We start from the raw sequence: 23,897 nt of genomic DNA on the forward strand, positions 1-23,897 counted from the left end.
GACCCTACCGGTCGGCGCCGGGGTCCTCTCTGGCCGGGCCCGGCTCCTCGGCCCTGAGCACCTCCACCTCCTCTTCCTTGGCCCGCCCCGTGAGCACCCTTCCGATGAACAGGTCGTACAGAAGGATTCCGACCAGCCCCCCGACCAGGGGCCCGACGATGGGGATCCAGACGTAGTTGCTGAACCATTGGAAATTGCCCGGCAGTGCGATGTCCCCCCAGCCGAGGAAGTACGTCCACAACCGCGGGCCGAAGTCGCGCGCGGGGTTGATCGCGTAACCGGCGTTCGTGCCGATGCTGAGGCCGATCGCGACGACGACGAGACCGATCAGGAACGGGGCGAGATTGGACAGGGGACCGCTGTTGCGCGTGTCGATGAGCGCGCAGACGAGCACGAGGAGAATCGCGGTGCCGATGATCTGATCCAGCAATGGACCCCACCACGAACTACCGAAGTACTCCGCCGGGAACGTCGCGAAAATCGAGAAGGTGGAAAGCGATTTGTCCCGCGCGAGTCCGGCCTTGTCGTTGAACGAGTTGATGGCCCAGCTGTAGGAGTAGAAGACAACAGCGGCCGCGAGAAAGGCTCCCAGGAGCTGTGCGCCCCAGTACGGGAGAACCTTTCTCCAGGGAAAACCCCGGCGGACGGCGAAGGCCAGAGTCACCGCGGGGTTGATGTGCCCTCCGCTGACGCCCCCGGACACGTACACGCCGAAGACGACGGCGAGACCCCAGCCCCACGCGATGATCAGCCAGTTCGACGGACCGAAGGCGACAGCCTGCCGTCCCGATCCGGGAAGTCCGGCGACGGCTACCGCGACCGACCCGCACCCGAGCAGAATCAGGACGAACGTTCCCAGGAATTCGGCGAGCATTTCGCCACCGAGTCCCTGCGGATGGCCGCGACGCTTCGCAGTCGTAGTCGCCATTGTTCCTCCTGCCTCAGACGGATCGGACGGGTCTGGATCGGACGGGTCTGGATCGGACGGCCCGTACGGGCAGGCGAGCCGGACGGATTCGGCCGGCGGCGCGCAGGCCCCGAACTCCGGGCCGCAATCCCACGGAGACAGCCCCGGGCGGGCTTTGATAAAGCGACTGTAGAACCGCCCGATGGAATGCGCCTGGCGAGTTCGAGGCGCCCGGGAGCCGGTTCCGGGAAATCCCTCAGGACAGCGAAGGCGCCGTGGGAGGGGAAAGCACCTGTTCGGCCCAGATGGTCTTGCCGGTGGCCGTCTGGCGGGTTCCCCAGCTCTCGGTGAGCTGGGCGACCAGGAGCAGACCCCGGCCGCCCTCGTCGAAGGCGTGGGCGCGGCGCAGGTGCGGGGCGGTGCTGCTGCCGTCGGAGACCTCGCAGATGAGCGTGCGGTCACGGATCAGCCTGAGCCGGATGGGTTCGGCTCCGTAGCGGATGGCGTTGGTGACCAGTTCGCTCACCACGAGTTCGGTCACGAACGCGGCGTCCTCCAGCCCCCACGCGGCAAGCCGCGCCGAGACCTTCAGCCGGGCGTCGGCCACCTGCGCCGGGTCGCCGGTCAGTTCCCAGGAAGCCACCTGGTCGGAGTGCAGCGCACGGGTACGGGTGACGAGGAGGGCGGCGTCGTCGGTGGGAAGGTCGGGGAGCAGCGCCTTGATCAGGCTGTCGCAGACGGCCTCCGGCGAGGAGGGCGCCCGCACAGCGGCCAGCGTCGCGCACAACCGGTCCAGGCCCAGGTCGATGTCCCGCTCCCGGCCCTCGATCAGTCCGTCGGTGTAGAGCACCAGCGTGCTGCCCTCGGGCAGTTCCCGTTCGGTGACCTCGAAGGGCACTCCCCCGATGCCCAGTGGTGGGCCGGTGGCGATGTCGATGAGTTCGACCGTGCCGTCGGGGAAGCGGACCGCGGGCGGTGGGTGTCCCGCGGCGGCGATGGCGCAGCGGCGGGAGACGGGGTCGTAGACGGCGTACAGGCAGGTGGCACCGAACTCGCCCGTGGCCTCGGCGGCCGAGACCGCCGCGTCGTTGCCCTCGGCGATGAGGTGGCTGACCAGGTCGTCGAGGTGGGTGAGGAGTTCGTCGGGGGGCAGGTCCACGTCGGCGAGGGTGCGTACGGCGGTGCGCAGCCGTCCCATGGCGGCGGAGGCGTGGATGCCGTGGCCGACGACGTCGCCGACGACCAGCGCGACGCGGGTCCCGGACAGCGGGATGACGTCGAACCAGTCGCCGCCGACCCCGGCGCGGGAACCCGCGGGCTGATAGCGCGAAGCGATCTCCACCGCGGCCTGACCGGGCATCCGCTGGGTGAGCAGGCTGCGTTGCAGAGCGAGCGCCGTGGTGTGTTCGCGGGTGTAGCGGCGGGCGTTGTCGATACAGACGGCGGCCCGGCCGGCTAGTTCCTCGGCGAGGACCGCGTCGTCGTCCTCGAAGGGGTCGGGGCGGGTTCCCCGGGTGAAGACGGCCACTCCGAGTGTGATTCCGCGGGCCCGCAGGGGCACGGCCAGCAGAGAGTGCACCCCGAGGTCGTCGACCATCACCTGCCGGATGTCGTTGGCCGCGGCCCATACGGTGAACTCGGGATCGCCTCTCCTGCTGAGCGCGGGCCGGCCGGTGGTCAGGCAGCGGGCGGGCGGCGAGGAGTCCGGATAGGTTTCGAGGCCGCCGAGTTCGACGGCCCCGGAGGTCACGAGCGGGTTCGCGGCCAGGTGCGCCACCCGCCGCAGCGTCACGGCCGTGTCCACCGGTCCCTCGACCGGCTCCTCACCTCGCAGGACGGAGTCCAGCAGATCCACGGTGCTGAAGTCGGCGAGTATCGGTACGACCAGTCCGGCGAGCTCTTCGGCGGTGCGTACGACGTCGAGCGTGGTCCCGATGGCGGTGCCGGCCTCGTTGAGCAGGATCAGGCGCTGCCGGGCCCAGTACTGCTCGCTGCTGTCGAACGCGAGCATGGCGACGCCGCGCGACCGCCGGTCCCTGTCCCGCACCGGCCACATATGGATGTTCCACGCGTGTTCGCGGGGCGAGGCCAGCGCCCGGGTGTGGCTCTCGTAGTGCAGCGGTTTCCCGGTCCGGGTCACCTCGCGCAGATGCTCCAGGAAGTCCTGGCTCTCGTAGTCGTCGAGCGTGATGGTGTCGGAGAAGAACCGTCCGCGCAGTTCCGTTTCCGGGGTGCCCAGGATCTCGCAGGCGGCCTCGTTCAGCCGGATGTAGCGGAACTGGTTGTCGAAGGCCGACATGGCGACCGGTGCCTGGGCCACCGATGCCTCCACCGTCAGCGGGGCACCGTCCGGCGGTTCGGGTTCCGCCAGGGCGGTCGCCACGGATCCGAGGGAGCGGCCCTCGTCGTCCAGCACCGGGCAGATCAGTACCGCGACATCCAGCCGGTGGCCGTCGCGGTGCCGCAGGGCGCCGGTCCCGTACCAGTCGTCCCCGCGTCCGAGCGTCTCCACGGCCGCCCGAGCGGCGTCCGACGCGAGCAGGCCGGCCGCCGGATGTCCGACGATCTGCTCCGGCGAGTAACCGAGGAGACGTTCGGCCCCCTTGCTCCATCCGGTGACCAGTCCGTGCGCGTCCACGACGACGACGGCCGCGGAATCCGGCTCCCGGCCGCCCTGCCCGTCGCGAGAGGTGTTGCCACCGGTGCTCATCGCTCTCGATTCGCGTCTGCGGTCCCCGCTCATCCTCAGGATGCCCGCTTCGCGTATCGCCAACAAACGCACGGATCCGGGCCGCCGGACGGGCGCTGGACGTAGGGATCCGAAGTCCCGTCCACCGCCCGCCACCGCGAGCCGGTCGTACGGTCACCGCATCGGCTCCGTCAGCCGTCGAGCGAGGTCATGACGTGCTTGATGCGCGTGTAGTCGTCGAAGCCGTACGACGACAGGTCCTTGCCGTAGCCGGACTTCTTGAAGCCGCCGTGCGGCATCTCCGCGACCAGCGGGATGTGCGTGTTGATCCACACACATCCGAAGTCCAGCGCCTTCGACATCCGCATGGCCCGGCCGTGGTCCTTCGTCCACACCGAGGAGGCAAGCGCGTACTCGACGTCGTTCGCGAACGCCAGCGCCTGCGCCTCGTCCGTGAAGGACTGGACGCTGATGACCGGACCGAACACCTCGTTCTGGATGATCTCGTCGTCCTGCTTGAGCCCGGAGACGACGGTCGGGGCGTAGAAGTACCCGGCGTCACCGACCCGGTGGCCACCCGCCTCGACCTTCGCGTGCGCGGGCAGCCGCTCGATGAATCCGGAGACGTGCTCCAACTGGCGGGCGTTGTTGAGCGGCCCGTACAGCACGTCCTCGTCGTCCGGCGCGCCGGTCTTCGTGTCCGCGGCGGCCTTCGCCAGTGCCGTCACGAACTCGTCGTGGATCGATTCGTGTACGAGGACCCGTGTGGCGGCCGTACAGTCCTGGCCCGCGTTGAAGAAGCCCGCCACGGCGATGTCCTCGACCGCCTTCGCGATGTCGACGTCCTCGAAGACCACGACCGGGGCCTTGCCGCCCAGTTCCAGGTGGACCCGCTTGACGTCCTTGGCCGCCGTCTCCGCGACCTGCATGCCCGCCCGTACGGAACCGGTGATGGAGGCCATCGCGGGGGTCGGGTGCTCGATCATCGCCCGGCCGCTGTCCCGGTCGCCGCAGATGACGTTGAAGACGCCCTTGGGCACGATCGCACCGATGATCTCGGCCATCAGCAGTGTCGAGGCCGGGGTCGTGTCGGACGGCTTCAGCACCACGGTGTTGCCCGCGGCGAGCGCCGGAGCGAACTTCCATACGGCCATCATCATCGGGTAGTTCCACGGCGCGACCTGCGCGCAGACACCCACCGGCTCGCGACGGACGATGGAGGTGAGGCCCTCCATGTACTCCCCGGCCGAACGGCCTTCGAGCATCCGGGCGGCGCCCGCGAAGAAACGGATCTGGTCCACCATCGGCGGGATCTCTTCGCTGCGCGTGAGGCCGGTCGGCTTGCCGGTGTTCTCGACCTCGGCCGCGATCAGCTCCTCGGCACGCTCCTCGAAGGCGTCCGCGATCTTCAGCAGCACCTTCTGGCGCTCGGCCGGAATCGCGTCGCGCCAGGCCGGGAACGCCGCGGCGGCGGCCTCCATGGCGGCGTCGACATCCGCCTGTCCCGAGAGCGGGGACGTGGCGTAGGCCTCGCCGGTGGCCGGGTTGACCACCTCGATGGTCCGCCCGTCGGCGGCGTCCCGGAACTCTCCGTTGATGTAGTTACGCAGACGGCGCAGCTCGGTGGTCACTGCCACCCCTCCTGTCAGAAGTCACGTACAGATGCCACGTACAACCAGATGCCACGTACGGCACTCACCCGCAACACCCGCTTACCACAGATGTCACTGATCAGCCGGCCGCATGGTCAGGACGCTCCACCCTAGTCGTTCGGCCTGCGCTTTCGACAGCCCCGACGCTCTGCAACTTCGGATTCAGTGAGATTGGCACCCGACAACAACGGATTTCATCGATAGAGGGTTGCGGGACGGACGAGCCGCAGTGCACAGTGAAGTGCGTGGCCAGTCGCAACACAGACCCCAGAACCGGGAACGGATCGGCGCCGTCGCCCGATGCCGTGTCCCTCGCCATCATCGAACAGCTCCAGGAGGACGGCCGGCGCCCGTACGCGGCGATCGGCAAGGCGGTCGGCCTCTCGGAAGCTGCCGTGCGCCAGCGCGTGCAGAAGCTGCTCGACCAGGGCGTGATGCAGATCGTCGCCGTCACCGACCCGCTGACCGTCGGATTCCGGCGGCAGGCGATGGTCGGTATCCATGTCGAGGGCGACGTGGACACGGTCGCGGACGCGGTCTCGGCCATGGCCGAGTGCGAGTACGTGGTGATGACCGCGGGCTCGTTCGACCTGATGGTGGAGATCGTCTGCGAGGACGACGACCACCTGCTGGAAGTGATCAACAAACGGATCCGCGCGCTCCCCGGCGTGCGTTCCACCGAGAGCTTCGTCTATCTGAAGCTGAAGAAACAGACCTATATGTGGGGAACCCGATAGCCGTGAGCGCCGTGAGCAAGGACCAGTCCCAGAAGGACCTCTCCAGGACCGCGTACGACCACCTGTGGATGCACTTCACCCGCATGTCGTCGTACGAGAACGCGCCCGTGCCCACCATCGTGCGTGGCGAGGGCACCTACATCTACGACGACCGGGGCAAGCGCTACCTGGACGGCCTGTCCGGTCTGTTCGTGGTCAACGCCGGCCACGGCCGCCGCGAACTGGCCGAGACCGCCTACCGGCAGGGCCAGGAGCTGGCCTTCTTCCCGGTGTGGTCCTACGCGCACCCGAAGGCCGTCGAGCTGGCCGAGCGGCTCGCGCACTACGCGCCCGGCGACCTCAACAAGGTCTTCTTCACCACCGGCGGCGGCGAGGCGGTCGAGACCGCCTGGAAGCTCGCCAAGCAGTACTTCAAGCTGACCGGCAAGCCGACCAAGTACAAGGTCATCTCACGCGCCGTCGCCTACCACGGCACCCCGCAGGGAGCCCTGTCCATCACCGGCCTGCCGGCCCTCAAGGCGCCGTTCGAGCCGCTGGTCCCGGGCGCGCACAAGGTCCCGAACACGAATATCTACCGCGCGCCGGTCCACGGCGACGACCCGGAGGCCTTCGGCCGCTGGGCCGCCGACCAGATCGAGCAGCAGATCCTCTTCGAGGGCCCGGAGACGGTCGCGGCGGTCTTCCTCGAACCGGTGCAGAACGCGGGCGGCTGCTTCCCGCCGCCGCCCGGGTACTTCCGCCGGGTGCGCGAGATCTGCGACCAGTACGACGTCCTGCTCGTCTCCGACGAGGTCATCTGCGCCTTCGGCCGGCTCGGCACGATGTTCGCCTGCGACAAGTTCGGCTACGTACCGGACATGATCACGTGCGCCAAGGGCATGACATCGGGCTACTCCCCGATCGGCGCCTGTGTCATCTCCGACCGGCTCGCCGAGCCGTTCTACCAGGGCGACAACACCTTCCTGCACGGCTACACCTTCGGCGGCCACCCGGTCTCGGCGGCGGTCGGCCTCGCCAACCTCGACATCTTCGAGCGCGAGGGCCTCAACCAGCATGTGCTCGACCACGAGGGCGCGTTCTTCGACACGTTGAAGAAGCTGCGCGACCTGCCGATCGTCGGTGACGTCCGCGGCAACGGCTTCTTCTACGGCATCGAACTGGTGAAGGACAAGGTCACCAAGGAGACGTTCACGGATGAGGAGACCGAGCGCGTCCTGTACGGCTTCCTCTCCAAGAGGCTGTACGAGAGCGGGCTGTACTGCCGGGCCGACGACCGGGGCGATCCGGTCGTACAGCTGGCGCCGCCGCTGATCTCCGACCAGTCGACGTTCAACGAGATCGAGACGATCCTGCGGGCAGTGCTCACGGAGGCGTGGACAAAGCTCTGATCCGCCGAACCACCCGGGGCGACCGAGCCCCGGGTACCGCCGAGCGCGCGACGGCCCGGGTGCCGCCTTTCGAGTGAGAAGGGCCGTACCCGGGCCGTGTGCTGTCCGTACTCCCGGTTCCGCGTACCTACCGTGCCCAGTGACCTGTGAGCGATCGTCGCCGCCGTCGTACCCCCGGACGGTGACGGAAAAAGACGGTAAGTCTGATCAGAACCGAGGTGTACGCCATGGTGGCTCCGCCGGACAACGACGTGCTCTGGGCGCGTTCCCTGCACTATTTCCACAACGGCTCGCCCGCCCTCGACGGGGTCTCGCTCGGCGTGCGCGAGGGCGAGATCCTGGCCGTGACCGGCCCGCGCGGCAGTGGCAAGACAACCCTGCTGCGGTGCCTGTCCGGCCAGTTGGTCCCACGGCGGGGCGAGGTCTGGTTCAACAGCTCCCCGGTCCACTCCATGAACCGGCTGATGCGCGAACGGCTCCGCCGCGACCGCTTCGGCTGGATCGGCCCCGAGCCCTCGCTGGTCCCCGAGCTGAACGCCTGGGAGAACGCGGCGCTGCCGCTGCTGATGCGCGGCTCGTCCCATCGCGCGGCCAAGACCACCGCGATGGAGTGGCTGGAGCGCCTCGACGTCGGCACGTGCGCCCGTAAACGCCCCTACGCCCTGCTCCAGGCCCAGCGCCAGCGGGTCGCCGTCGCGCGGGCCCTGGTCACCACCCCCTCGGTGCTCTTCGCCGACGAACCGACGGCGCCGCTGCACCGCACCGACCGGGCGCAGGTGCTCCGTACGCTGACCACCGCGGCGCGTTCGCACGACATCACCGTCGTCCTCGCCACACTGGACGCGGAGGTCGCGACGCTCGCCGACCGTACGGTCTCACTGGTCGACGGACGCCGCGTCAACTCGCTCCAGCCGTCCGAGGCGGAAGGCCGGGACGCGTGCTCGCTCTCCGTCTAAGCCGCGGCACCCACCTCCTGGTCGTGCTGCGCCGACTTCTGGTCGCGACGGCCTCCGCGGGGGTCGGTTTCCTCATGCTGTGCACGCTCGGCTGGGCGATGGGCCATCCGGCCGGGTCCGTGTCGCGCCTGCTCTGGTGTCTCGTACCGGTCGCGGCCGCGGTGCAGTTCGCGGTGGCGGTGGCCCGTACGGACGCGGGCACCCGGCCACGCTCCGGACTGTCGGCGGTGGGCCTCGGCCCGGCCCGGCTCACGGTGCTGGCCGCCGTGTCGACCGCCGTGGCCTGCACGCTGGGCAGCGCGGTGGCGCTGCTCTTCTTCCTGCATCTGCGGGGCGACCTGACGGGCATGCCCTTCGACGGAGAGGCGGCGGATCTGCTCGCCGCGAAGCAGGCGCTGCCCCTGGGGGCGGTGCTCACGCTGCTGGCGGTGGTACCGGTCCTGGCGACGGCGGCGACGGGGTTGTCGCTGCGCAGACGTGGCCGTGGCGACGAGAGTGCCGCCGAGGGGCCCGCTCCGGCGCCCTCTCCCGCGCCCTCCCCCGTTTCCGTGTCCGGTCCGTCTTCCTCCGGCGGTTCCGGGTCCGGGTCCGGTGTCGCCGTCGCGGTCGAGGACGAGACGGAACAGGCCATCGAGCCGATCTCCGTCCCCGCTTCGCTGCCCACCGCCCCGCCCGCTCCGGCCGGACTGCCGTGGGGCGTCGCCGTCACGGCGGCGGGCCTCGCGATCGAGACGTACGCGAGCCGGGGCGGAGGCGGCTCCGCGCTGCCGCTGCCCGGTCAGTTCGACGGCAGCCCCGCCGGTGTCCTGGCCGGCTGGTCGCTGACCGCCGTCGGCCTCGCCCTGGCCGGTCCCGGCATCACCCATCTCTGCGGCCTCCTGCTCCAGGCCCTGCGCCCCGGCGCGATCCGCCTGCTGGCGGGCCGCACGCTGATGGCCGAGGCCCGCCGCATCGGCCGCCCGCTGGGTGTGCTGTGCGCGGTGCTCTCCGGCACGTTCGCCGCGTCGTCCCTGTACGGCCCCGGCGACGAACGCCCCTTCGGCCCGCTCACGGGCCTCGGCGCGGTCCTGGTCATCGGCTGCACGGTGGCGACGGTCCTGACGGCGACTCTGGAAGCCCGGCAGGTCCGCGCCTCCACGACCCGTTCGCTCCACCGCCTGGGCGCCCCCGCCGCTCTCCTCCGCACGGCGGCGGCGCTGCGAGCGGCGGTGATCGTGGCCGTGTTCACCCCGCTGACCTGGTCCGTCGCGGCTTTGGCGGCCGTACCCCTGACCAGGTGACGGGACCGGACGGGCCGCATGCCGGCCCGTCCGGCCGTACGGCCGGGGCGGGGCCAGCGCCTCGCATCCGGTGAGGGGCGGGAACCATGGGCCTCCCCGCGGCACCCGCCGGACCACGTCCTATCGTGAGCCCATGGTGAATGGCGAGCAGCCCCAGGCGCAGGCACAGGACCTCGAGATCGAGTCCCTCGACGAGTTCGACCGGACCGTCCACGGCGGGACCCTCGACGGGTACCGGTTGCAGTCCGTCGATCTGACGGACCGTACGGACGACCTCCTGCGTACCGACACCTCCGGCGCCATCTTCCTCGGCTGCCCCATGGAATCCGCCGCCGCGGACAAGGTGCGGGCCGACGGTGCCATGGTCTTCCCGCCGGTGCCGAACCTCCCCTTCGACCCCTACCGGGGACTCCTCTACTCGCCCGACCAGCTCTTCGAGGGCCTCACGGAGGGCGGTTACGAGACCACGCCCGACGCCCGCGCCTACGAATGGTTCCAGCGGACCAAGGCCGACGGCGACATATTCGCCTCCATGCTGCGCTCGGTGCACGACGACGCGATCTCCGACGCCCTGGACGAACTGCTCGTCGGCACCCGGGTCGTGGGCGTCATGGGCGGGCACGCGATGGCCCGTGGCACCGACGCGTACGCGGGCGCCGCCCGGCTCGGGCGCTCCCTCACCCGTACCGGACTGACCGTCGCCACCGGTGGCGGGCCGGGCGCCATGGAGGCCGCGAACCTCGGCGCGTACGCCGCCTGCCACCCCGACGGCATGCTGGACGAAGCGCTCGAACTCCTCGCCGCGGCGCCGTCGTTCGACCCCTCCATCTCCCACTGGGCGCGGGCCGCCTTCGACGTACGGGCCCGCTGGCCGAAGGGCGACGCGTCCGTGGGCGTCCCCACCTGGTTCTACGGCCATGAACCGCCCAACGCCTTCGCCTCCCACATCGCCAAGTACTTCGCCAACGCCACCCGCGAGGACGGCCTGCTGGCCCGCTCCAACGCGGGGGTGATCTTCCTGCCCGGCGCGGCCGGCACGGTCCAGGAGATCTTTGACAACGCGACACCGAACTACTACGAGTCGCGGGGCGAGCCGACCCCGATGGTCCTGGTCGACCGTGCCCACTGGACAGAGCGTCTCCCCACCTGGCCACTGCTCCAGGCGCTGGCGAGGGAACGGTCCATGGAGTCCCGTATCGCGCTCGTCGACTCCGTGGACGAGGCACCGGAGGCGCTCGCCCGGCTCACGGCGGCCTGACCGGACCACGTGGCGGGGCCCGTCACACCGTCGGCAGTACGGTCGGCGCCGGGCCCCGGATCAACCCGTGGTCTGACGCGGCTCCCTGGCGCGATGTCCAAGAATCGGACCATGAGCCGCCTCCTCAGGACGTCACGCACCGTGCGGGAACACCTGCGCCGTACGGTCGCCTCCCCGGCCTATCCCTGGGTCACCGGGGCCGTGCTGGCCGGCTGCGCGGCGTCGGAGCTACTGCTGGTTCCGGACAGTCCCACGGTCTCGACGGGCGTGTTCTTCTCGGCCATGGAGCTGGTCTCGGCGGCGTCCCTGATGTGGCGCCGGGCTCTGCCCGCCGTGGCGATCCTGACAGTGGCGTCGGTACTGATCAGCTTCGCCGCCAGTCCTCACTCCAACGTCTCCTGCACAGCTTTGGTGAGCGGGCTGACCGGCTTCTACACACTCGGCAGACACCGGGTCCAGCATCCCGCGCTGATCGTAGGCGGTGGCTTCCTGGCGTCCCTGGCCGCGAATCTGTTCCATATCCGTACCTGGGCGACCATCGCCCCGGAGCTCGTCCCGCCGGTGAGGCTGGGCAACTCGCTCTCCCTGGGGCTGTTCGCCGAGACCTTCGTACTGACCGCGGTGATCCTGGGAGCGGTCAGTGCCGGGGACGCCGTACGGGCGCGCGCGGAGACCCGGCGAGAACGGAGCGCCGCGCAGGAGCAGTTGATCGCGATGGAGCGCCGTCAGGCGGCGGAGGCGGAGCGCGCGGCGATCGCGCGCGAACTGCACGACGTGGTCTCGCACTCGGTCTCGATGATCGCGGTCCAGGCGGAAAGCGCCGCGTACACCACGCCCGGTCTCTCCCCGCAGGCCCAGGCCGCCTTCCAGGACATCGCGGGGACGGCGCGCACCTCGATGGCCGAACTGCGGCGTCTGCTCGGTGTCCTGCGCACCCGGTTCGACGGGAGGGCGGCGACCGCGCCCCAGCCGACGCTCGACCGGCTGGACGAACTGCTGGAACAGCACCGCGCGGTGGGCGGCGACGCGGAGCTGCGCGTCACCGGGGAGCGGGCCGGCACCGCCGAGCGGACCGGACCGGCCGCCTCCTGGGAGCTGTCGGCGTACCGCATCGTGCAGGAGGCGTTGACCAACGCCCGTCGGCATGCCCCCGGCGCCCGTACGCTGGTGGAGATCGGCTACCGCGCCGACCTGCTGACGATCCGGATCGGCGACGACGGCCCCGGCCCCGCCGCCGACCGCCCCTGGGGGCACGGTCTGGCGGGGATGCGCGAACGGGCCGCCCTGCTCGGCGGGCGGCTCACGGCCGGTCCTGGCCCTGACGGCGGTTTTCTCGTGGAGGCTGAACTCCCTTGGTGATCAAGGCGATCGTCGCCGACGACCAGTCGGTGGTGCGGACCGGCTTCGTCAATCTGCTGTCCACCCAGCACGACATCAGGGTCGTGGGCGAGGCGGAGGACGGCGTCCAGGCCGTGCGTGTCGCCGCCGAGCAACGGCCCGACCTGGCCCTTCTCGATATCCGGATGCCGCACAAGAACGGCATAGAGGCGGCCCGCGAGATCCTCGCCGCCTCCGAGGGAGCGACGAAGGTGCTGATCCTGACCACCTTCGACCTGGACGAGTACGTGTACGACGCGCTGGCCGCCGGGGCCGGAGGCTTCCTCCTCAAGGACGCGACCTTTCCCGAACTGCTCCATGCCGTACGGGTCGTGGCCCGCGGCGACGCGCTGCTGGCGCCGGAGATCACCAAGCGGCTGATCGCGGAATTCGCGCGCCAGCGTGCGTCGGCGGCGCCGGCGCGCACGCTGGAGGGGCTCACCGCCCGCGAGGCGGAAGTGCTCGTCCTGATCGCGCGGGGCCTGTCCAACGCCGAGATCGCCGGGCGCCTCACCATCTCGGACCACACCGTCAAGACCCATATCAACCGGCTGTTCGCGAAGATGCGGCTCAGGGACCGGGCGCAGGCGGTGATCCTGGCGTACGAACTGGGGCTGGTCCGGGCGGGGTCCTCCGCCACGACGGCAGTTCCACAGCAGGTCGACCGGTTCGACGACAGGGCCTAGGCCCTGTCCGGCAGCACCACCACATCCTCGGCGGCGAAGGTGACCCCCACCGTCGCCCCCTCGCCCGGCGCGTCCCCCAGCCCGCACTCGGCCTCCAGGAGCGGCCCGCTGCCGCGTTCGTCGGGCCGCAGCAGTACGGCGACCTTGCCACCCCGGAACGTACGGGCCTCGACCGTGCGGCGCAGTCCCTCGGCGGGGTCGACCAGGCGCACCCCGGCGGGCCGGACCAGTACCGTCCGCTCGCCCTGCGCGGAGCCTTCGGGCACCGGGATCTTGCCCCAGACGGTGTCGGCGGCCTCGCCGCTCACCGTCGCGGCCACGACGTTCTCGAAGCCGAGGAACCGCGCCACGAACGCGGAGGCCGGCCGCTGCCAGACCTCCAGCGGGGTGCCGGTCTGTGCGATGTGCCCGTCCCGCATCACCACGACACGGTCGGCGAGCGCGAAGGCCTCGCCCTGATCATGGGTGACGGCGAGCACGGTCGTACCCAACCGCCCGAAGAGACCGCGCAGTTCGACCACGAGCCGCTCCCGCAGACTGCGGTCCAGCTGGCCGAGCGGCTCGTCCAGCATCAGCAGCCGGGGCCGCGGGGCCAGAGCCCGTGCCAGGGCGACGCGCTGCTGCTCGCCGCCGGACAGCTCGGCGACGGCCCGTCGGCCGGAGCCCGGCAGCCCGACGAGATCGAGCAACTCCGAGACACGGACCGCCCGTTCCTCCCGGGACACGCCGCGCATCCGCAGCCCGAAGGCGACATTGCCGCCCACGTCGCGCTGCGGGAAGAGCTGATGATCCTGGAACATCAGCCCGACCCCGCGCCGGTGCGCCGGCACACCCGCCTGGTCGACGCCGTCCAGCGACACCCGCCCGCCGTCCAGGTCCTGGAGTCCGGCGACCACCCGCAGCAGTGTCGACTTGCCGCTGCCGCTCGGCCCCAGCACACAGACGATCTCGTGCTCGGCCACCTCCAGATCGACCGCGTCGAGCGCCGTGCGCGGCGCCGGTGCCGTGCGCGAAACCGTACGCGGACCCTTACGGCTGCCGAACCGTACGGTCACGTCAGACAGGGTCAGCAAGGCCATCAGAACTCTCCGGAGCGGTCGGTACGGATACGTTCGAGCACCAGCAGGGACACGGCGCACACCACCATCAGGACCGTGGACAGAGCCATCGCCTGCCCGTAGTTGAGCTCGCCGGGCCGCCCCAGCAGGCGGGCGACGGCGACCGGCAGCGTGGGCCGGTCGGGTCGCGCGATGAACACCGTCGCGCCGAACTCACCGAGCGAGACGGCGAACGCGAAACCGGCCGCGATCAGCAACGCCCGCCGCACCAGCGGCAGATCGACCTCCCGCCAGGCGCGCAGCGGGGACGCGCCGAGAACCGCCGCCGCCTCGCGCAGCCGCCCGTCCACCGCCCGCAGCACCGGCAGCATGGTCCGTACGACGAAGGGGACGCCGACCAGCGCCTGGGCGAGCGGTACGAGGATCCAGGAGGCCCGCAGATCCAGCGGCGGCTTGTCGAGTGTGATCAGGAAGCCGAAGCCGACGGTCACGGCCGAGACGCCGAGCGGCAGCATCAGCAGCGCGTCGAAACCCCGGACGAACCGGCCCGCGCGCCGGGTCAGCGCGGCCGCCGCCAGCCCGCCCACGACGAGCGCGACGGCCGTGGCGACCAGGGCGTACAGCAGCGAGTTCCCGACCGCCTCCAACGGCGGCACGAGGAACGTACCGCCGGTCGCGTCCACCGACGCGAGCGCCCGGTAGAAGGCGAAACCGTAGCCTCCGGGGCCGTCGAGGGAGCGCTCGATCAGCACCCCGATCGGCAGCAGGATCAGCGGCAGTACGGTGCCGATGACCCCGCCGAGCAGTGCCCACTGGCCGGTGCCCCGCGGCCTGCGCGAGGTCTGCGCGGCGTCGACGAGCTTCAGCGCCGTCTCCCGCCTCCGTACGGTCCACGCGTGCACCGCCAGGATCGCGCCGACCGCCGCGAACTGCACCAGGGTCAGCACGGCGGCGGTGGGCAGGTCGAGCAGCTCCGCGGTCTGCCGGTAGATCTCCACCTCCAGGGTGGAGAAGGCGGGTCCGCCCAGGATCTGCACGACCCCGAAGGAGGTGAAGGTGAAGAGGAAGACCATCAGGGCGGCGGCCGCGACGGCGGGCGCGAGAGCCGGCAGCGTCACCCGCCACCAGGCCGCGAGCCGGCCCGCGCCCAGCACGCGCGCGGCCTCTTCCTGGCGGGGGTCGAGCTGCGACCACAGACCGCCCACGGTCCGTACGACCACGGCGTAGTTGAAGAAGACATGCGCGAGGAGGATCGCCCACACGGTGGTGTCGAGCCGTACGCCCCACAGGTCGTCGAGCAGCCCGCCGCGCCCGAGCAGCGCCAGGAAGGCCGTACCGACGACGACGGTCGGCAGCACGAACGGCACGGTGACCACCGCGCGCAGCACCTGCTTGCCGGGGAAGTCGAAACGTGCGAAGACGTAGGCGGCGGGCAGCGCGATCAGCAGGGTGAGCGCGGTGGAGGCGAGGGCCTGCCAGGTGGTGAACCACAGGACGTCAAGGATGCCGGGACGGCTCAGTACGTCCCCGACCCGGCCGAACCGCCAGCCGCCGCCCGCCTTGAGCCCGCGTCCGACGATCGCGGTCACGGGGTAGGCGAAGAAGACCGCGAAGAACGCGACGGGCACGGCCATGAGGGCGAGCCGCGTCACGTTCCCACGCCCGGCCCGCCCCGCTCGCCTCGACAGCCCCGGCTGCCGCCCGACCGGCGCCTTGGCGTCGGCTACTTCACGACGAGTGAGGACCACGACTGGATCCACCGCTCACGGTTGGCGGCGATCCTGTCGGGCGCCACGGTCTTCGGCTTGTCGACGGTCGCGCCGAACCTGGTGAACAGCTCGGGCAGCGGAACGTCCTCGACCACCGGGTTCACGAACATGTTCAGCGGCATGTCCGCCTGGAACCTCTTACTGATCAGGAAGTCCAGCAGGGCCTTGCCACCGGCCTCGTTCTTCGCGCCGTCCAGCAGCCCGGCGAACTCGGTCTGCCGGAAGCACGTTCCGGTCGACACTCCGGTCGGGGCCTCCTTCGGACGTGGCTTCGCGTAGAGCACCTCGACCGGGGGGCTGGAGGCGTACGAGACGACGAGCGGCCGGTCCGCCTTGGCCTTCCTGCCGCCCGCGGAGCCGGAGAAGCTCTCGTTGTAGGCCTGCTCCCAGCTGTCGACGACCTGGACGCCGTTGGCCTTCAGCTTCTTCCAGTACGCCTGCCAGCCGTCGTCGCCGTACCGCGCGACCGTACCGAGGAGGAAACCGAGGCCCGGTGAGGACGTGGCGGCGTTCTCGGTGACGAGCAGGTTCTTGTACTGGGGCTTGACCAGGTCGTCGAAGGACCGCGGCGGCGCGAGCTTCTTGTCCGCGAAATATTTCTTGTCGTAGTTGACGCAGAGGTCGCCGGTGTCGATCGGGGTGACCCGGTGCTTGTCCTTGTCGAGTTGCGCACCGGCGTCGACCTGGTCGAGGCCCTTCGCCCGGTACGGAGTGAAGAGACCGTTGTCGAGGGCGCGCGAGAGCAGGGTGTTGTCGACGCCGAACAAGACGTCGCCCTGCGGCGAACCCTTGGTCAGGATCTCCTTGTTGAGCGCCGCCCCGGCGTCGCCGCTCTTGAGCACCTTGACCTTGTAGCCGGTCTGCTGGGTGAACGCCTTCAGTACGGAGGGGGAGGCCGCGAACGAGTCATGGCTGACGAGGGTGACGGTCCTGGACCCGGAACCGCTGTCGTCGGACGCCCCAAAACCGCCGGAGCCGCCGCAGGCGGCGAGCGTCGAGACACCGAGCGCGGCGGCCACCGCGCCGACCGCCATCCGTCTGATGCTGGTGGTGCTCACTGATTTCCTCCTGGGATGTCCAGGAGAAGACGCGGCCCTGCCCGGGGTCCGTACGGAACGGGCCGCGGGCAGGGCGCAACAGCTTGAGTGATGACCGAACTTCCTACCCAGAATGACCTGGGCAAGGTTCAGAGGGTCTGCGGCCGCTGCCCGCTCTCACGGACATGTGCCGCACTCTCAGCGCTGTGGCGCTCCCCTGTCGGAAATATGTAATGCGTTCGAACCCAGGGTACATGGAGGGCTTTTTTCGGCCTCTCCCCGTCAGCGTCCCGGCCTTCGGCCCGCCCTCAGCGCTCGGACGCCGCCAGCTGTCCGCACGCTCCGTCGATCTCCTGGCCCCGGGTGTCCCGTACGGTCACCGGCACGCCGTGCGCCGCGATCGCGTCCACGAACGCCTTCTCGTCCTCAGGACGCGAGGCGGTCCACTTCGAGCCGGGCGTCGGGTTGAGCGGGATCAGATTGACGTGCACCCGCTTGCCCTTGAGCAGCCGGCCCAGCCGGTCGCCGCGCCAGGCCTGGTCGTTGATGTCCCGGATCAGGGCGTACTCGATGGAGACCCGGCGGCCGGACTTCTCCGCGTACTCCCAGGCGGCGTCCAGCACTTCCCGGACCTTCCAGCGCGTGTTGACCGGGACCAGCGTGTCGCGCAGCTCGTCGTCGGGCGCGTGCAGGGAGACCGCGAGCCGGCACTTGAACCCCTCGTCCGCGAAGCGCAGCATCGCCGGCACCAGACCGACCGTCGAGACGGTGATCCCTCGCTGCGAGAGGCCCAGGCCGTCGGGCTCGGGGTCGGTGAGCCGGCGGATCGCCCCGACCACCCGGTTGTAGTTGGCGAGCGGCTCGCCCATGCCCATGAAGACGATGTTGGACAGCCGCGAGGTACCGCCCGGGACCTCGCCGTCGCGCAGGGCGCGCATGCTGTCGACGATCTGGTGCACGATCTCGGCGGTGGACAGATTACGGTCCAGACCGGCCTGCCCGGTGGCGCAGAACGGGCAGTTCATCCCGCAGCCCGCCTGGGACGAGATGCACATCGTGACCCGGTCCGGATAGCGCATCAGCACGGACTCGACCAGCGTGCCGTCGTGCAGCCGCCAGAGCGTCTTACGGGTGGCGTCGTCGTCGCACGAGATGTGCCGCACCACCGACATCAGCTCGGGCAGCAGCTCCGTCGCGAGCTTCTGGCGCGCGGCGGCCGGGATGTCGGTCCACTGCTCGGGGTCGTGTGCGTAGCGCGCGAAGTAGTGCTGCGACAGCTGCTTGGCGCGGAACGCCTTCTCGCCGATCGCGGCGACGGCCTCGCGGCGTTCGGCGGGCGTGAGGTCGGCGAGATGGCGCGGGGGCTTCTTGGCTCCGCGGGGCGCGACGAAAGTGAGTTCTCCGGGTACAGGCATGGTCCGTCCAGTGTCGCAGACCCCGCGCGGTGACCAGCTTGGCAGCAGATCCTCAGGGGTCGTCGGTGGTCGTAGGCGGTCGTCATTGGTCATCGTTGGCCCCGTCGGACGGCCCACGGACGGCCCACGGACGGCCCGGCCGACATCGCCGCTCAGAACGAATGAGCTGCGGATCACTCCGTGATCAGGTCCCGGATCGCCTGTTCCGACCAATGTCCGGCGGCCCCCCGCGAGGCGGCGACGTAGGCCGCCACGGCGTCCACGTCCCAGGCCCCCGCATCAAGCAGGCCGGAGGCGAGGAAACGCACGTACGCGCGAGAGGGCGGGACCGGGGCCACCTCGTCCGCTCTCCACGGGGCCGTGAAGGTGAGGACGGGCAGTCCGTCCATCCGCCCTGCGCACACGAGCGTCTCGTACCGTCCGCTCCCCAGCCTTGCCACGCCTGACGTGAGCACCTCGCTGAGATCGAGGTCTTCACCCGGGCTCCTGTACATCTCCTGAGCCGCGATGTCCGCGAACTGCGCCGACGAAACAAGGTGGGCACGGGCACAGACCCGCCCTTCCTGTTCCGGGTCGTAGAAGGCTCGCCCGCCGTGCCAGACCGGCGACTCCGTGGCGAAGTAGAGGGCGCCCCTCAGTTCCACAGGAACGGACCGACTGGGCATACGCGGGTCCCGGCACCCCGGGTACGTCTTGTCGGCACCGGGCGGCTGACCGCCCTTGATGTAGCAGGCAAGCCGGTCGAGGTGCGTGTTGGAGCCGTACGAGGTGTACCAGACACGCTGTGGTGCGGACTCCCTCATGGTTCCTGGCTCGATCGGATGGGCACCGACCATGTGACGCCTCGCTTCCTGGCTCCGCTGCGTACCGAACCTGGATCGTACGGAGGGGGCCCGCCGCCCTGTGGACAACGAACCCCCGCGCGACACATCGGCTGGTCAGGAGCCTACGAAGACCACCAGCAGCAGCCAGACCACCGGAGCCGTGGGCAGCAGGGAGTCCAGCCGGTCCATGATGCCGCCGTGGCCCGGCAGGAGCGTGCCCATGTCCTTGATGCCGAGGTCCCGCTTGATCATGGACTCGCCGAGGTCACCGAGCGTGGCGCTGGCCGCGACCGCGAGGCCGAGCAGCAGTCCCTGCCACCAGGCCCCGTCCTCGATCAGGAATTCCATGCAGAGCGCGCCGGCCACCATCGCGAAGGCGATGGCTCCGCCCAGCCCTTCGCGGGTCTTGCCGGGGCTGATGCGCGGCGCGAGCTTGTGCGTGCCGAAGCGCCAGCCGACCGCGTACGCGCCGGTGTCGCTGACCACCGTCAGCAGGAGGAACATCAGCACCCGCTCCGGACCGTCGTGCGCGGTGAGCATCATCGCGACGAAGGTGGCCAGGAACGGCACGTAGAACGCGGCGAAGACACCGGCGGTGACGTCCTTGAGGTATCCCTCGGGTGGTTCCGTCATCCGCCAGATCAGCACCGCGAGCGCGGTGAGGGCCATCGCGACCCAGGCGCCCTCCGCGCCCCGCGCGTATCCGGCGACGACCATCGCGGCCCCGCCGACGGCCAGCGGCACGAGCGGGGCCTTGATGCCCTTCTTCTCGTAGAGCCGCGAGGTCAGCTCCCACAGTCCGATCACCACGGCGACCGCTATGACACCGATGAACACGGCCTTGACGATGAAGAGCGAAGCCGCGACCACCGCGCCGAGACCCACCCCGACCCCTATGGCCGCGGGCAGGTCACGGCCGGCCCGCTTCTTCGGCGGGGGTGGCGGAGGGGCGGCCATGGGCTCCTGCGGAGTCTCGTCGCGGGACAGGGGGCCGCCCGGCCGAGCAGCCCCCCGGTCGTCGTCCTGGTCCCCGCCGTCGGCGGGTCCGTCGGGCACGATGGGCATGGGGCGAGTCTGCTGTGCGGCATGCCCATCGTAGGCAGGACCCGCCGGGGCAGCCCCCTGGTCGTACGGTCCCCAGTAACCGGCTGTCGGCGGGGCCGCCCGGGAAGAGTCGTTCATCAGACCTCGAGCAGCTCGGCTTCCTTGTGCTTGAGCAGCTCGTCGACCTGCGCGACATACTTCGCGGTGGTGTCGTCGAGCTCCTTCTCCGCGCGGCGGCCCTCGTCCTCGCCGACCTCGCCGTCCTTGACCAGCTTGTCGATGGTCTCCTTGGCCTTGCGGCGGACGGCGCGGATCGAGATCTTCGAGTCCTCGGCCTTGGTCTTGGCGACCTTGATGAACTCCTTGCGGCGGTCCTGGGTCAGCTCCGGGAAAACCACCCGGATGATGTTGCCGTCGTTGCTCGGGTTGACGCCGAGGTCGGAGTCCCGGATGGCCTGTTCGATATTGCGCAGCGCGCTCTTGTCGAACGGGGTCACCACGGCCATCCGCGCCTCGGGCACGGAGAACGACGCCAGCTGGTTGATCGGGGTCAGGGCTCCGTAGTAGTCCGCCACGATCTTGTTGAACATCGCCGGGTGCGCGCGTCCGGTACGGATCGCGGCGAAGTCGTCTTTGGCGACCAGGACGGCCTTCTCCATCTTCTCCTCGGCCTCGAGGAGGGTCTCTTCGATCACCACTTGCTCCTGCGTGTCTTGAGTGGGCCCGGCGTGCTCATAGGCCGGCGGATCCTGCGTCGCGTCTTCTCCTGCACGGTGTCCGACCGGCAGGCCTTTGTCCATCCCCGTACGGGGCCACCCCGGATCGGTTCCGGGGGCACCGGATCAGTCCGGGATCACCGGATCAGTTCCGGGTGCCCTGGTCGCTCACGAGCGTGCCGATCTTCTCACCATTGACCGCGCGGGCGATATTGCCCTCGGTCAGCAATTCGAAGACGAGGATCGGCAGCTTGTTGTCCTGGCACAGCGTGATGGCGGTCATGTCGGCGACGCGCAGGTCGCGGCCGATCACCTCGCTGTACTCCAGAGCGTCGAACTTGACCGCTTCGGGGTTGGTCTTGGGGTCGGAGTCGTAGACCCCGTCCACACCGTTCTTCCCCATCAGCAGGACCTCGGCGTCGATCTCCAGGGCACGCTGGGCGGCGGTGGTGTCGGTGGAGAAGTACGGCATGCCCATGCCGGCGCCGAAGATGACGACGCGGCCCTTCTCCAGGTGGCGCACGGCGCGCAGCGGGATGTAGGGCTCCGCGACCTGGCCCATGGTGATGGCGGTCTGGACGCGGGAGTCGATGCCTTCCTTCTCCAGGAAGTCCTGGAGGGCCAGGCAGTTCATGACCGTACCGAGCATGCCCATGTAGTCGGAGCGCGCCCGGTCCATGCCGCGCTGCTGGAGTTCGGCGCCGCGGAAGAAGTTGCCGCCGCCGATCACGACCGCGATCTGGGCGCCGTCCCGGACGACGGCGGCGATCTCGCGGGCGATGGCGTGGACGACGTCGGGGTCGACTCCGAGCGCGCCCCGGCCGGCGAACGCCTCACCGGACAGCTTCAGCATGACGCGACCGTGCTTCTTGGCGTCGTCGGCCCGCAGGTCGACGGGCTTCCTGCCGTCGTCGCTTGTATCGGCCTGTTCCATGGAGATCTCCTCGTGCACATACGAAGAAGGCCATTGCCGGGGGTCCTTGCGGTTCCCAGTGCGGCAATGGCCTCCTCGTCAGATCTGCGATCGCCCGGCGCGTACGCGGACGACTGCGTCAGACCCTATCGGGGTCTTTGGTTGATCGCGTACGGACTCAGACGCCGACCTTGATGCGCGCGAAGCGCGTCAGGGCGACACCAGCCTCGTCCAGGACCTTCTGGACGGACTTCTTGTTGTCCTTGGCGAACGCCTGCTCCGTGACGACGACGTCCTTGAAGAAGCCGTTGACGCGACCCTCGACGATCTTCGGAAGGGCGGCCTCGGGCTTGCCCTCCTCGCGGGAGGTCGCCTCGGCGACGCGGCGCTCGTTCTCGACCGTCTCGGCCGGGACCTCGTCGCGGTTGAGGTACTTCGGGGCGAAGGCGGCGATGTGCTGCGCGACGTCCTTGGCGACCTCGGCGCTCTCCTTGTCCAGCTCGACCAGGACGCCGACCTGCGGCGGGAGGTCGGGCATGGTGCGGTGCATGTACGCGGCCACGTAACCGCCGGTGAACTGCGCGAAGCGGTCCAGGACGATCTTCTCGCCGAGGTTGGCGTTCGCCTCGTCGACGTACGCCTGCACGGTCTTGCCGGCCTCGATCTCGGAGGCGAGCAGCGCCTGGAGGTCGGCCGGGGAGGTCGCTGCGACGTGCGCGGCGAGGGTGTTGGCGACGGCCTGGAACTTGTCACCCTTGGCGACGAAGTCCGTCTCGCACTTCAGCTCCAGCAGCACGCCGGAGGTCTTGTCCTCGGAGATGAGGGAGACGACAGCGCCGTTCTCGGCCGAACGGCCTTCGCGCTTGGCGACGCCCTTCTGGCCCTTGACGCGGAGCAGCTCGACGGCCTTGTCGACGTTGCCGTCGGCCTCGTCCAGCGCCTTCTTGCAGTCCATCATGCCGGCGCCGGTGAGCTCACGGAGCTTCTTGACGTCAGCGGCGGTGTAGTTCGCCATGATCTGTAATTCTCTCTCGACGGTCTGAGGGATCTACGGGTGAACGGCGGGGGCCGGTGGGCCCCCGCCGTCAACTACCGGACCTGTGAAGGTCAGGCCTGCTCGGTGTCCGCGGCCGGCGCAGCGGCCTCGGCCGGCGCCTCGGCCTGCTCGGCGTCGGCAACCTTCTCCGTCTCGGCGGAGGTCTGGACGTCGGCCTCGGCAGGCGCCTCGGTCTGGGCCTCGGCGGGCTTCTCGGCCTCGGCGTCGTCCTTCTTCTCGCCCTCGAGCAGGTCGCGCTCCCACTCGGCGAGGGGCTCGCCGGCGGCCTTCTCGCCCGGCTTCGAGTCACCGGTGGCGACACCGGAACGGGCGATGAGGCCCTCGGCGACGGCGTCGGCGATCACGCGGGTGAGCAGGGTGACGGAGCGGATCGCGTCGTCGTTGCCCGGGATCTTGTAGTCGACCTCGTCGGGGTCGCAGTTGGTGTCGAGGATCGCGACGACCGGGATGTGGAGCTTGCGCGCCTCACCGACGGCGATGTGCTCCTTCTTGGTGTCGACGATCCAGACGGCGCTGGGCACCTTCTGCATCTCGCGGATACCACCGAGGGTCTTCTCCAGCTTGGCCTTCTCGCGGGAGAGGACCAGGAGCTCCTTCTTGGTGAGGCCGGAGGCGGCCACGTCCTCGAAGTCGATGAGCTCGAGCTCCTTCAGACGCTGAAGGCGCTTGTAGACGGTGGAGAAGTTGGTGAGCATGCCGCCCAGCCAGCGCTGGTTGACGTAGGGCATGCCCACGCGCGTCGCCTGCTCGGCGATCGCTTCCTGGGCCTGCTTCTTCGTACCGACGAACATGATGGAGCCGCCGTGGGCGACGGTCTCCTTGACGAACTCGTAGGCGCGGTCGATGTACGACAGCGACTGGAGCAGGTCGATGATGTAAATGCCGTTGCGCTCGGTGAAGATGAAGCGCTTCATCTTCGGGTTCCAGCGACGGGTCTGGTGACCGAAGTGGACGCCGCTTTCCAGCAGCTCCCGCATCGTGACGACGGCCATGGCCGTACTCCTTGAGGTACTCGGTTGTCGCGTCCGCCGGACGGCAGTCGCGCCTGACGCCCCGATGCGCTGTGCCACGAAGGACCGAGAAGCGCGAGCATCGGCTCGAAGGGGCCGATGGCGGGGCGTGCGAAGTCGACCC

Annotated in this window: 20 protein-coding genes and 1 riboswitch; of the genes, 7 read left to right on the top strand and 13 right to left on the bottom strand. The window is 70.0% G+C overall.

Annotation, left to right across the window (positions count from 1 at the left end):
- Positions 1-4: 4 nt before the first annotated feature.
- The 3 genes from ACIOJD_RS00335 to ACIOJD_RS00345 all read right to left on the bottom strand — a co-directional run bounded on the left by ACIOJD_RS00335 (position 5) and on the right by ACIOJD_RS00345 (position 5,227).
- Positions 5-928: an MIP/aquaporin family protein gene (locus ACIOJD_RS00335; RefSeq protein WP_401907426.1), complete on the bottom strand. Its 924-nt coding sequence runs from the start codon at positions 926-928 to the stop codon at positions 5-7.
- A gap of 235 nt (positions 929-1,163) precedes the next feature.
- Positions 1,164-3,617, bottom strand: coding sequence for a SpoIIE family protein phosphatase (locus ACIOJD_RS00340; RefSeq protein WP_401907427.1), 2,454 nt, complete (start codon positions 3,615-3,617; stop codon positions 1,164-1,166).
- A gap of 170 nt (positions 3,618-3,787) precedes the next feature.
- The gene (locus ACIOJD_RS00345; RefSeq protein ID WP_401907428.1) at positions 3,788-5,227 is read right to left on the bottom strand and encodes a gamma-aminobutyraldehyde dehydrogenase; all 1,440 of its coding nucleotides are present in this window, start codon (positions 5,225-5,227) and stop codon (positions 3,788-3,790) included.
- Positions 5,228-5,493: 266 nt separating this feature from the next.
- Here ACIOJD_RS00345 and ACIOJD_RS00350 point away from each other — a divergent pair, with 266 nt between their 5' ends.
- From ACIOJD_RS00350 to ACIOJD_RS00380, 7 genes are all read left to right on the top strand, one after another.
- Positions 5,494-5,985, top strand: coding sequence for an Lrp/AsnC family transcriptional regulator (locus ACIOJD_RS00350; protein ID WP_401907429.1), 492 nt, complete (start codon positions 5,494-5,496; stop codon positions 5,983-5,985).
- Positions 5,970-7,373 (top strand): aspartate aminotransferase family protein, encoded by a 1,404-nt coding sequence (locus ACIOJD_RS00355; protein ID WP_401907430.1) that lies wholly within the window; start codon positions 5,970-5,972, stop codon positions 7,371-7,373. The genes ACIOJD_RS00350 and ACIOJD_RS00355 overlap by 16 nt, the downstream gene beginning before the upstream one ends.
- A gap of 227 nt (positions 7,374-7,600) precedes the next feature.
- A complete protein-coding gene (locus ACIOJD_RS00360; protein ID WP_401907431.1) occupies positions 7,601-8,329 on the top strand; it encodes an ABC transporter ATP-binding protein in 729 nt (242 codons plus the stop codon).
- A complete protein-coding gene (locus ACIOJD_RS00365; RefSeq protein ID WP_401907432.1) occupies positions 8,311-9,609 on the top strand; it encodes a hypothetical protein in 1,299 nt (432 codons plus the stop codon). Before ACIOJD_RS00360 ends, ACIOJD_RS00365 begins: the two co-directional genes overlap by 19 nt.
- A 133-nt stretch (positions 9,610-9,742) precedes the next feature.
- On the top strand, positions 9,743-10,867 hold the full coding sequence (locus ACIOJD_RS00370; RefSeq protein WP_401907433.1) for an LOG family protein: 1,125 nt from the start codon (positions 9,743-9,745) through the stop codon (positions 10,865-10,867).
- A gap of 111 nt (positions 10,868-10,978) precedes the next feature.
- Positions 10,979-12,226: a sensor histidine kinase gene (locus tag ACIOJD_RS00375; protein ID WP_401907434.1), complete on the top strand. Its 1,248-nt coding sequence runs from the start codon at positions 10,979-10,981 to the stop codon at positions 12,224-12,226.
- Positions 12,220-12,930: a response regulator gene (locus tag ACIOJD_RS00380; protein ID WP_401907436.1), complete on the top strand. Its 711-nt coding sequence runs from the start codon at positions 12,220-12,222 to the stop codon at positions 12,928-12,930. The genes ACIOJD_RS00375 and ACIOJD_RS00380 overlap by 7 nt, the downstream gene beginning before the upstream one ends.
- Here the strand turns inward: ACIOJD_RS00380 and ACIOJD_RS00385 are convergent.
- The 10 genes from ACIOJD_RS00385 to rpsB all read right to left on the bottom strand — a co-directional run bounded on the left by ACIOJD_RS00385 (position 12,927) and on the right by rpsB (position 23,755).
- Positions 12,927-14,009: an ABC transporter ATP-binding protein gene (locus tag ACIOJD_RS00385; RefSeq protein ID WP_401907437.1), complete on the bottom strand. Its 1,083-nt coding sequence runs from the start codon at positions 14,007-14,009 to the stop codon at positions 12,927-12,929. The two genes, ACIOJD_RS00380 and ACIOJD_RS00385, sit on opposite strands and share 4 nt — an antisense overlap.
- Positions 14,009-15,622 carry an ABC transporter permease gene (locus ACIOJD_RS00390; protein ID WP_401908817.1) on the bottom strand — a complete coding sequence of 538 codons (1,614 nt, stop codon included), beginning with the start codon at positions 15,620-15,622 and terminating at the stop codon, positions 14,009-14,011. The genes ACIOJD_RS00385 and ACIOJD_RS00390 overlap by 1 nt, the downstream gene beginning before the upstream one ends.
- Before the next feature lie 89 nt (positions 15,623-15,711).
- Complete coding sequence (locus tag ACIOJD_RS00395; protein WP_401908819.1) at positions 15,712-16,791, bottom strand: thiamine ABC transporter substrate binding subunit; 1,080 nt, start codon at positions 16,789-16,791, stop codon at positions 15,712-15,714.
- Between the two features lie 106 nt (positions 16,792-16,897).
- Positions 16,898-17,023, bottom strand: a riboswitch (TPP riboswitch).
- A 79-nt stretch (positions 17,024-17,102) separates the two neighbouring features.
- Positions 17,103-18,209 (bottom strand): 23S rRNA (adenine(2503)-C(2))-methyltransferase RlmN, encoded by a 1,107-nt coding sequence (rlmN, locus tag ACIOJD_RS00400; RefSeq protein WP_401907438.1) that lies wholly within the window; start codon positions 18,207-18,209, stop codon positions 17,103-17,105.
- Between the two features lie 173 nt (positions 18,210-18,382).
- Complete coding sequence (locus tag ACIOJD_RS00405) at positions 18,383-19,012, bottom strand: histone deacetylase (protein ID WP_401907439.1); 630 nt, start codon at positions 19,010-19,012, stop codon at positions 18,383-18,385.
- Between the two features lie 135 nt (positions 19,013-19,147).
- Positions 19,148-20,215, bottom strand: a complete 1,068-nt coding sequence (locus ACIOJD_RS00410) for a phosphatidate cytidylyltransferase (protein ID WP_401907440.1) — start codon at positions 20,213-20,215, stop codon at positions 19,148-19,150.
- Complete coding sequence (gene frr / locus ACIOJD_RS00415) at positions 20,215-20,772, bottom strand: ribosome recycling factor (protein WP_401907442.1); 558 nt, start codon at positions 20,770-20,772, stop codon at positions 20,215-20,217. Before frr ends, ACIOJD_RS00410 begins: the two co-directional genes overlap by 1 nt.
- 166 nt (positions 20,773-20,938) lie before the next feature.
- Complete coding sequence (pyrH, locus tag ACIOJD_RS00420; RefSeq protein ID WP_401907443.1) at positions 20,939-21,727, bottom strand: UMP kinase; 789 nt, start codon at positions 21,725-21,727, stop codon at positions 20,939-20,941.
- A 157-nt stretch (positions 21,728-21,884) separates the two neighbouring features.
- Positions 21,885-22,721: a translation elongation factor Ts gene (gene tsf, locus ACIOJD_RS00425; protein WP_401907444.1), complete on the bottom strand. Its 837-nt coding sequence runs from the start codon at positions 22,719-22,721 to the stop codon at positions 21,885-21,887.
- Positions 22,722-22,813: 92 nt separating this feature from the next.
- Positions 22,814-23,755, bottom strand: a complete 942-nt coding sequence (gene rpsB, locus ACIOJD_RS00430; RefSeq protein ID WP_401907445.1) for a 30S ribosomal protein S2 — start codon at positions 23,753-23,755, stop codon at positions 22,814-22,816.
- Positions 23,756-23,897: the final 142 nt, after the last annotated feature.

The organism is Streptomyces sp. NPDC088116, assembly GCF_044741745.1.
Classification (GTDB): Bacteria; Actinomycetota; Actinomycetes; order Streptomycetales; family Streptomycetaceae; genus Streptomyces.

What these genes read in the sequence shown, in the direction of transcription:
- tsf (WP_401907444.1), bottom strand. Translation starts at nt 22,721, where the DNA reads ATGGCGAACTACACCGCCGCTGACGTCAAGAAGCTCCGTGAGCTCACC.
- ACIOJD_RS00385 (WP_401907437.1), bottom strand. Translation starts at nt 14,009, where the DNA reads ATGGCCTTGCTGACCCTGTCTGACGTGACCGTACGGTTCGGCAGCCGT.
- ACIOJD_RS00390 (WP_401908817.1), bottom strand. Translation starts at nt 15,622, where the DNA reads ATGGCCGTGCCCGTCGCGTTCTTCGCGGTCTTCTTCGCCTACCCCGTG.
- ACIOJD_RS00370 (WP_401907433.1), top strand. Translation starts at nt 9,743, where the DNA reads ATGGTGAATGGCGAGCAGCCCCAGGCGCAGGCACAGGACCTCGAGATC.
- ACIOJD_RS00335 (WP_401907426.1), bottom strand. Translation starts at nt 928, where the DNA reads ATGGCGACTACGACTGCGAAGCGTCGCGGCCATCCGCAGGGACTCGGT.
- ACIOJD_RS00375 (WP_401907434.1), top strand. Translation starts at nt 10,979, where the DNA reads ATGAGCCGCCTCCTCAGGACGTCACGCACCGTGCGGGAACACCTGCGC.
- ACIOJD_RS00410 (WP_401907440.1), bottom strand. Translation starts at nt 20,215, where the DNA reads ATGAACGACTCTTCCCGGGCGGCCCCGCCGACAGCCGGTTACTGGGGA.
- ACIOJD_RS00395 (WP_401908819.1), bottom strand. Translation starts at nt 16,791, where the DNA reads ATGGCGGTCGGCGCGGTGGCCGCCGCGCTCGGTGTCTCGACGCTCGCC.
- ACIOJD_RS00405 (WP_401907439.1), bottom strand. Translation starts at nt 19,012, where the DNA reads ATGAGGGAGTCCGCACCACAGCGTGTCTGGTACACCTCGTACGGCTCC.
- ACIOJD_RS00340 (WP_401907427.1), bottom strand. Translation starts at nt 3,617, where the DNA reads ATGAGCACCGGTGGCAACACCTCTCGCGACGGGCAGGGCGGCCGGGAG.
- ACIOJD_RS00360 (WP_401907431.1), top strand. Translation starts at nt 7,601, where the DNA reads ATGGTGGCTCCGCCGGACAACGACGTGCTCTGGGCGCGTTCCCTGCAC.
- rlmN (WP_401907438.1), bottom strand. Translation starts at nt 18,209, where the DNA reads ATGCCTGTACCCGGAGAACTCACTTTCGTCGCGCCCCGCGGAGCCAAG.
- rpsB (WP_401907445.1), bottom strand. Translation starts at nt 23,755, where the DNA reads ATGGCCGTCGTCACGATGCGGGAGCTGCTGGAAAGCGGCGTCCACTTC.
- pyrH (WP_401907443.1), bottom strand. Translation starts at nt 21,727, where the DNA reads ATGGAACAGGCCGATACAAGCGACGACGGCAGGAAGCCCGTCGACCTG.